Annotated in this window: 7 protein-coding genes and 2 tRNA genes; 7 read left to right on the top strand and 2 right to left on the bottom strand. The window is 70.8% G+C overall.

The window, feature by feature from the left end; genetic code table 11:
• The coding region (locus DJ70_RS02730; protein ID WP_094529904.1) for an undecaprenyl diphosphate synthase family protein at positions 1-486 on the top strand (486 nt) is incomplete at its 5' end.
• A gap of 33 nt (positions 487-519) precedes the next feature.
• On the opposite strand, the gene DJ70_RS02725 is transcribed toward DJ70_RS02730, so the two are convergent.
• On the bottom strand, positions 520-1,698 hold the full coding sequence (locus DJ70_RS02725; RefSeq protein ID WP_094529903.1) for an inorganic phosphate transporter: 1,179 nt from the start codon (positions 1,696-1,698) through the stop codon (positions 520-522).
• Between the two features lie 227 nt (positions 1,699-1,925).
• A tRNA-Gly gene (locus DJ70_RS02720) sits at positions 1,926-1,996 on the bottom strand.
• A gap of 207 nt (positions 1,997-2,203) precedes the next feature.
• Here DJ70_RS02720 and DJ70_RS02715 point away from each other — a divergent pair.
• The 6 genes from DJ70_RS02715 to DJ70_RS02690 form a co-directional block, all read left to right on the top strand.
• Complete coding sequence (locus DJ70_RS02715; RefSeq protein ID WP_094529901.1) at positions 2,204-2,869, top strand: DUF7114 family protein; 666 nt, start codon at positions 2,204-2,206, stop codon at positions 2,867-2,869.
• A gap of 72 nt (positions 2,870-2,941) precedes the next feature.
• A tRNA-Thr gene (locus DJ70_RS02710) sits at positions 2,942-3,013 on the top strand.
• Between the two features lie 219 nt (positions 3,014-3,232).
• Positions 3,233-4,090 carry a DICT sensory domain-containing protein gene (locus DJ70_RS02705; RefSeq protein ID WP_094529899.1) on the top strand — a complete coding sequence of 286 codons (858 nt, stop codon included), beginning with the start codon at positions 3,233-3,235 and terminating at the stop codon, positions 4,088-4,090.
• A 300-nt stretch (positions 4,091-4,390) separates the two neighbouring features.
• A complete protein-coding gene (locus DJ70_RS02700) occupies positions 4,391-6,160 on the top strand; it encodes an ABC transporter substrate-binding protein (RefSeq protein ID WP_094529906.1) in 1,770 nt (589 codons plus the stop codon).
• 16 nt (positions 6,161-6,176) lie between these two features.
• Positions 6,177-7,133 carry an ABC transporter permease gene (locus tag DJ70_RS02695; RefSeq protein ID WP_094529897.1) on the top strand — a complete coding sequence of 319 codons (957 nt, stop codon included), beginning with the start codon at positions 6,177-6,179 and terminating at the stop codon, positions 7,131-7,133.
• Positions 7,126-8,076: ABC transporter permease (locus DJ70_RS02690; protein WP_094529895.1), on the top strand; the 951-nt coding region annotated here is incomplete at its 3' end. The genes DJ70_RS02695 and DJ70_RS02690, both read left to right, overlap by 8 nt.

Raw genomic sequence — 8,076 nt, 5'->3', positions numbered from 1 at the left:
GCCGCGGCGCTGGGCTGGGCGTTCGACTACGGGGCGGAACGGGTCACCGTCTCCGTCTCCATGCTCGACGAGGCGGTGGTCTCCTCGCTCGTCCGGGAGTTCCGGGACCTGGACGCGCCGCGGCCGACGTCGATCCGTGGCCCGGACGACACCGAGTCGGCGGACGCCCCGATCCGCGTGAACGTCGGCCTCGGCGGGAAAGCCGAGTTCGCCGCCGCCGTCCGCGACATCGCGGCCGACGTCGACGCCGGCGAGCTGCGCCCGGCGGAGATCGACGAGGCGGCGGTCACGGACCGGCTGGTGTTCCCGACGGAACCCGACCTGGTGATCAAGACCGGCGCGGAGCGGCTCTCCGACTTCGCCATCTGGCAGTCGGTGTACGCCGAGCTCTACTTCACCGACGTGAACTGGCGGGACTTCAGACGGCGGGACTACCTGCGGGCCGTCCTCGACTTCCAGGACAGACAGCGACGGTTCGGTCGGTGAGGGCGGCCGACGTCGCGCGACCGGCCCCTCGGCTCACCAGACCAGCCGGAACAGCACCCCGAACGCGACGAGCGCGCCGAGCGTCGAGAGCAGCGGGACGACGTTCTGGAGGAGAACGATCCGGGCGGTCGTCGACGGGTTGAACAGGTCCGCCGCCGACGGGATGTCGGCGGGGTCCTCCTCGCCGATCTGCTCCGGCTCGTCGCCGGGATCGTCCGCCTTCAGCGCGCCGACGGAGACGTTCGTCTCCCCGCCGCCGCGGATCCCCTCGCCGACCGTGACCGTGCGGGTCGCGCGGCCCCAGCCGAGCCCGACGATCGACATGGTCGCGATGATGACGAACGAGGCGGGGATCCCGATCGCCGAGAGGCCGACGACGATCCCCGAGGAGACGACGGCGACGACGATCGCCGCGGTGAGCGGGAGGTCGGTGATGTCGTTGCCGAGGGTGTCGAGGGTGCGCCGCGCGATGGTGAACGCGCCGACCGCGACCGCGGCGCTTCCGAGCAGGATCATGGGGTTCATGTCGACGACGCCCGCGCCGACGAGCGGCGCGATCGCGTTCGCGATGTTCGAGGTGCCGGACGAGAAGGCCATCAGACAGCCGATGGCGACGACGACGACCGCGCCGCCGACCTCCCGACGCGTCGTGTTCGGCCCGAGGGTCGGTCGCGGGACCGTTCCCTCGCGGTCGACGTCGAGGAGCGCCCCGTCGGTGCTCTCGACCGCCACCCACTGGTTGATCCGCGGGTAGAAGTAGCGGCCGATGACGCCGGAGACCCAGAAGCCGATGATCGGCGCGACGATCCACCAGACCGCGATCTCGCCCATCACGCTCCAGTCGAGGCTACCGGTCGCGACGCCGAGTCCGGCTATCGCGCCGACCGCCGTCATCGACGTCGACGCCGGAACGCCGTAGTAGTTGCCGACGAACAGCGCGCCGCCGATGAAGAACAACACGACGATGCTCGTCTCGAGGGTGAACACGTCGCCGCGCGTGACGAGCTCCCGCCCCAGCGTGTCGACGACGCGCCGGCCGAGGGTCCCCGCGCCGATGAAGAAGAACACCGACATGAGCGCCGCGGCGCCGACCTTCGAGAGGACGCCGGCGCCGACGGCCGGTCCGAACGCCGGCCCGGTCGTCGAGCCGCCGACGTTGTATCCGACGAACACCGTGACCGCCAGACCGACGACGAGAAGAAGCTCGACCATATACCCGATCGGAGTGTACTCTCACGGTTAAGCCGTCCGTTTTCCGGAAAGATCCGCCGCCGAAGCGGCGCGGGCGCGAGCGTGAGATCGATTCCGTGATCGACCGCAGAGGTCGTTCGATCACGTAATCAGCGAGATCGTTACGTTCACGGAAAGCACCGGCCGAGACTCCCGCGAGTGAAACGAGCGGGAGTCAGGCCGGTGGATCTTCGAGCGCAGCGAGAAGATGCACCGGCCGAGATTTGAACTCGGGTTGCAACCATGGCAAGGTTGCGTGATACCACTACACTACCGGTGCGTGCTTCGCAACTGGAGATGGTCGGGTCGAATATTTAAATCTGTCACATCGCGACGGCGAGCCGGTCCCCGGCCGTCCGGTTACGGCTCGGTCGGGCGAAGGGCGGGCGACCGGAGGTCGCCGACCCGGCGGGCCGCGGCCCCGATCGTCGCCGTCGCGTGGGCGGTTTCCAAAGGTCTTTGCCCTTGCCTGCCGAAGGAATCGGTAATGGACGATGTCGCGCGGGCGCGTGACGCCGCACGCGAGGCGCTCGCGAACGTCGAGCCCGAACGCCTCCGTCAGACCCTTGACGACCGGCTCGCCGACGCCGCGGTAACCCCCGGTGTCCTCTCGCTCGTCACCGCCCGTGCGCTCGACCCCGAGGTCGACCTCGAGGCGGTCGTCGACCGGGCGGCCGGCGTCCAACTCATCTACGAGGGGCTTCGGCTCACCCGCTGGCTCGCCCACGAGGAGCCGTGGGCGACCGCCGCCACCCACGAGACCGACATCGACGCCGACATGGACGTGCTGGCCGCGGACGTGCTCGTCTCCCGCGGCTTCTCGCTTCTCGCGCACACCGGGGCGGCGGCCGCGGCCGTCGAGGTCGTGCGCGCGTTCGGCCGCGACCAGACGCGACGCGAGGCGGAGGGGATCGACCCCGGCGAGGCGACGGCGCTCGACCGAAACCTCGAGGTGGACGCGCTCGAGCTCGCGGTCGTCGCGGGCACGACCGCGGTCGGCGGCGACCCGCCGGCGGAGCTGCTCGAGTACGCCCGCGAGCTCGCCGCCGACTGCGACCGGGAGTTCCCGCCGCCGGGACGCGCGCTGCCCGAGACGGCCGCCGACCGCATCGCCGACATCTCCGACCGCGCCGTGAGCGCGACGGACCGCTAGACGCGGACCCGATGACACCGACGGTGTGGATCGAAACCCCTAAAGTCGGTTCCGGTCAACGACGTATTGCGCGCCTGGGTAGCTTAGCGGTAAAGCGCGTCCTTGGTAAGGACGAGACCCCGGGTTCAAATCCCGGCCTAGGCTCTGTTCTCGGGCGTCGTTCGTGGACGCGCGTTCGCGCGATCCCCGGATCCGGCGACGCTCCGATCTCCCGCTCCGGCGGTCGTATCGCGATCCGACGCGGCCGACGAGCGACGACGAACCGACCGGGACCCTCCGGCCTCCCGGCGGTCGACCCGCCGTGTTCCGCCCGTGGACAAACACTATACGCGAGGGCCCGTCGGATCGAAACGGGAGAGATTCATGACGGGTCCGGACTCGCTGCGCGCGTTCTTCGACGACATCGAGGCCCCGGATCGGTCCCTCGTCGTGCTCAACCGGTCGTCGCCGGATCCGGTCAGAGGGCTGCTCGACTCGCTGCTCGAGGGACAGCCCGTGTCGATACGCGACGAGGCGGCCCCCGACGGCGACGCCGACGCCGACGTGGTCGCGCTGGTCGAGGACGGCGAGGTGCTCGCACGGTCGACGCTCGACGACCTGTTGGAGTCCGTGCTGCTCATCAACTCCGACCTCTACCGGACGGGCGCGATCGACCTCGGCGAGGTCGAGCTCCCGGCCGTGCTCCGCGGGCTCGACGAGGTGCCGTTCAGAGTCAAGGGATATCCCGAGTCCAACAAGGAGAAGCTGCTCCTGATCGTCATCTCGCGGGTGATAGAGCGGATCGCGAACGAGACGAGCGGCGGAACCCTCCGGGCGTCGTTCCAGCGCCTCTCGCGGCTCCGCGACGAGCGGGGTACCTACGAGGTGTACGAGACGGTCGCGCGAAACGGCGTCGACGTCCACGTCTACGGCGTGGCCGACGCGAACCCCGCGGAGACGCTGCCGGTGACGGTTCACACGGGCTCGTCGTACCCCTATCGACGGTCGTGGTTCGTGGTGTTCACGCCCTCGGAAGCCGACGACGTCGCGACCGCACACGGGGGACGAGACGGCGACGTCGTGACCGGCCCCGGCGGACGACCCGGCGACGTCGCGACCGGCCCCGGCGATCACGCCGCGCTCGTCGCGCTCGAGGACGAGTCGAACGTCTGGGACGGGTTCTGGACCTTCCGACCCGAGCTGGTGACGCGGATCGACCGCTACATCGCCGACAACGTCTGAGCCGCCCTCGCGCCGTCGACCGCGGCGGTCGCGGCCGGACCTCCCTCCGTAACATATTATACCGGCGGGAGAATTTTTCACGGCATGGCAAATCGACACGAAGACGCCGACCGGGGTCGGCGTCTCGACCGGCGAAACCTCCTCGCGACGATCGGGGCCGCGGGGACCGCCGGGTTCGCCGGGTGCGGTGGACGGGGAGCCACCGACCCCTCGGAGTCGTCCGACGCCGATACGGACGACGGCGGGCCGTTCCCCCTCCAGGTCCGTCTCGAGACCGGCGGGACGGACGAGCGGATCCGGATGGTCGAGCTCATCGCGGAGTCGCTCCAGCGGACCGGCTACTTCGAGACGGAGGTGGAGACCTACGAGTGGAACGCGTACCTCGACCGGGTGATCAACCCGGCGTACCAGGAGAACGGCTACCTCCCCGCGATCGGCCTCTCCGGGACGTTCAATCCGCACAGCTTCTGTAACGTGATCCACAACTCGGCGAACGTCGGGGCGTGCTGTAACCTGACCGGCATCTCCGACCCCGAGCTGGACGAGCTGCTCGACTCCGCCCGGTACGGGATCGAGGTCGTCGAGGACCGGGAGCTCCGCGCGGAGACGTACGACGAGATCTGGCGAACCCTCGCCGAGGAGCGGTACACCTCCTTCACCCACTTCGGCGTGGAGACCGCCGTCACCGGCGCGGCCGTCCACGGCTTCGGGCTGTGGCCGTTCCAGGAGGGGTTGTTCGGCTACGCCCTGTACGCCCCCCACGACGAGCAGGTCGCCTGGATCGACCGGGAGAACCCGCCCGGCGACGCGGACCTCGGAGACCTCGTCGAGGGCGGGACGCTGACGGGGGCGGTCTCGACGAACCCGAACTCGTTCGACCCGCCCCACAGCAGCGACACGACGTCGACGATGCTCCAGAACCTTCTCTTCGAGGGGCTCGTCGTCAACGACGCCGAGGGCAACGTCTACCCGTGGCTCGCCGAGCGCTACGAGCTTCGCGACGTCCGGGACGTCGATCGCACGGCCTACGAGCCGTACATGCGAACCGCGGGGACCACGGCGGCGGGCGCGGTCGACGTCGACGAGCAGGTGATCGTCCGCCACCCGGCGGACGACCCCGCGACCGACGACGAGGTCCGCGTCCTGCTTCCCGCGGACGCCCGCGAGGCGGCCGCCGACGGAACGTACGGGATGTGGTTCCGCTACGAGCTCCACGAGGGCGTCGAGTTCCACGACGGGAGCGAGCTGACCGCCGCGGACGTCGTCGCGAGCTACGAGTACTACGAGAACTCGACGAGCGCCCCCCAGACGTTCGACTCCGTGCTCGCCGCCGTCGCGGCCGACGAGTACGTCGTCGACGTGTACGCGCAGGTCCCCGACGCGGAGGCGGAACGCGAGCTGCCGGGGATATACGTCCTCAGCGCGGCCCAGATCGCCGCCGTCGAGAAGGGCGCCATCGACCCGCGAGAGGGCGTCACGCCGGTCGGGACGGGCCCCTACGAGTTCGACGAGTTCGTCGACGAGGAGTACCTCGCGGTCTCGCGGTTCGACGACTACTGGGTGGGATCGCGGGGGGTCGCGGAGGCGTTCGCGTGGTTCGACGGCCCGGACGCCTTCCCGGACGGTCCCGCCATCGACGCCGTCGAGGTGGAGGTCGTCCCCGACGACGCGACGCGGACGGGCGCGCTCCGGAACGGCGAGGTGGACCTCACCTACGACGTCGCGAGCGGGACGCTCGCGGACTTCGACGACGCCGACGACTTCCTCGTCCACGCCGTCGAGGCGGGGGGATACGACTACCTCCAGTATCCGGTGAACGTCGAACCGTGGGACGACCCCCGGCTCCGGGAGGCGGTCAACCACCTGATCCCCCGGCAGCGGATCGTCGACAACGTGTTGAACGGCTGGGCGGAGCCCGCCTGGACGCCCATCCCCCGGATCGCACGGGGTGCGGGGACGGCCGACTACGACGCGCTCGCGGCGGCGTTGAAGCCGCTGAACGAGTACGACGTCGAGCGCGCGGAGGCGCTGCTCGAGGAGTTGGCCGCCGAGTACGACGAGTCGTCGTGACGACGGTGCCCGCCAGATGAGTCTCAGACGGTTCGTCCTCCGGCGCGCCCTCTCCGTCCTCCCGGTGCTGGTCGGCGTGTCGGCGGTCACCTTCGGGCTGTTCCACCTGACGCCCGGCGATCCGGTCTCGCAGGTGGTCGCGTTGAACCCGGACGTGAGCGCGGCCGAGGAGGCGCGGCTCCGCGAGCGGTGGGGGCTCTCCGGACCCGTCTGGCGGCAGTACCTCGCGTGGCTCTCGGACGTCCTCGTCGGCGACCTCGGCCGGGAGGTCCGGACGGGGCGGGCGGTCTCGGGCATCGTGTGGCGGCGGCTCCCCGAGACGATCGCCCTGGGCCTCTTCGGCTGGCTCTTCGCGGTCGCGATCGCGGTCCCGACGGGGATCTACGCGGCGGTGAACGAGGGGGAACTCGGCGACGTCGCGAGCCGCGTGCTGGCGCTGTCGGGCGTCTCGATCCCGAACTTCTGGCTCGGCCTGCTGTTGATCCTCGTCTTCTCGCTGTACCTCGGGCTGTTCCCGGTGTTGCCCCCCTCGCGGCTGCCGCTGTATCACCCGGAGACGCTCCGGTACCTCCTGTTGCCGGGGGTGACGGTCGGGACCGCGGCGGCCGCGAGCCTCACCCGCGTGATGCGGACGTCGATGGCCGAGGAGCTGAACGCGGAGTACGTCACCGCCGCGCGAGCGCGGGGACTGCCGGAGCGCACGGTCGTGTTCAAACACGTCCTGCGGAACTCGCTCGTCTCCGTCGTCACGCTCGCGGCCACGCTGACGGCCGGCATCGTCGCCGGCTCGGTCGTCGTCGAGAGCGTGTTCAACTGGCCCGGACTCGGCTCGGAGCTCGTTCAAGCGATCGATCGGCGGGAGACCGACGTCGTGATGGCGATCACGCTCGTGACCGCCGTCGCCGTCGTCGTCGCGAACTTCCTCGCGGACGTCCTGTACGCCCTGCTCGACCCGAGGATCAGGTATGACTGAGGACGACGACCGGGGGACCGACCCGGAGCAGGACCGGACGCGTCGCCCGACCGCCGAACGGGGCCGGATCCGGGTCGTCGGGTTCGACGCGGACCGCGTCCGCGACCGCGACCCGCTCGCCGAGGGTCGCGGGGCGGAGGGCGCGAACGACGGGAGCCGGGAGGCGGCCGGCGACCGCGCGAACCGCGGACGCGTGACGGGAAGGGGCGCGACGGCCGGGCGGTGGCGACGCGGGCTCCGGCGGTTCCGGCGGAACCGCTCGGCGATGGTCGCCCTGGCGGTCGTCGTCGCGATGGCGCTCGTCTCGCTTCTCGCCCGCCCGATCGCGGTCGGCGGCGTGGTGGTCCAGCCGTTCGCGCTCGCGCCCTACGACCCGTCGACGATCCTCTACCTCTCCGTGGACCCGAGCGTGAGCCCGTACGACCCGCCCTCCGTGCGGTTCCCGATGGGCGTCGACGGGGCGGGACGCGACCTGTTCTCGCGGGTCCTCGTCGGCGGGCGCTACAGCATCTCGATCGGGTTCGTGGTCGTCGGACTGACGGCGACGTTCGGGCTGGCGTACGGGGCGGTGTCGGGGTACTACGGCGGAGCGGTCGACGAGGTCATGATGCGGGTCGTCGACGTGGTCTTCGCGTTCCCCGGCCTCGTGTTGGCGCTCGTCGTCGTCGCCACCCTCGGCGGGGGGTACTGGCAGCTGGTGCTCGCGTTCAGCCTCTTCGGGTGGGCCGGCTACGCCCGGCTCGTCCGGGGTGAGGTGTTGTCGATCGCGGAACGCGACTACGTGCTGGCGGCGAGGGCGGTCGCGCGCGCCGACCGCGGCGTCATCCGCAGACACGTGGCGCCGAACGCGCTGTCGTCGCTCGTCGTGTTGGCGTCGCTCAACGTCGGCAGCGTCGTGATCGGCGTCGCCGCGCTCGGCTTCCTCGGCCTCGGGATGGACCCG

The sequence above is a fragment of the Halorubrum halodurans genome, assembly GCF_002252985.1.
GTDB classification, from domain to species: Archaea; Halobacteriota; Halobacteria; order Halobacteriales; family Haloferacaceae; genus Halorubrum; species Halorubrum halodurans.
Note: the sequence above shows the minus strand (reverse complement) of the source record. Positions and strands in the feature narration are given on the sequence as shown.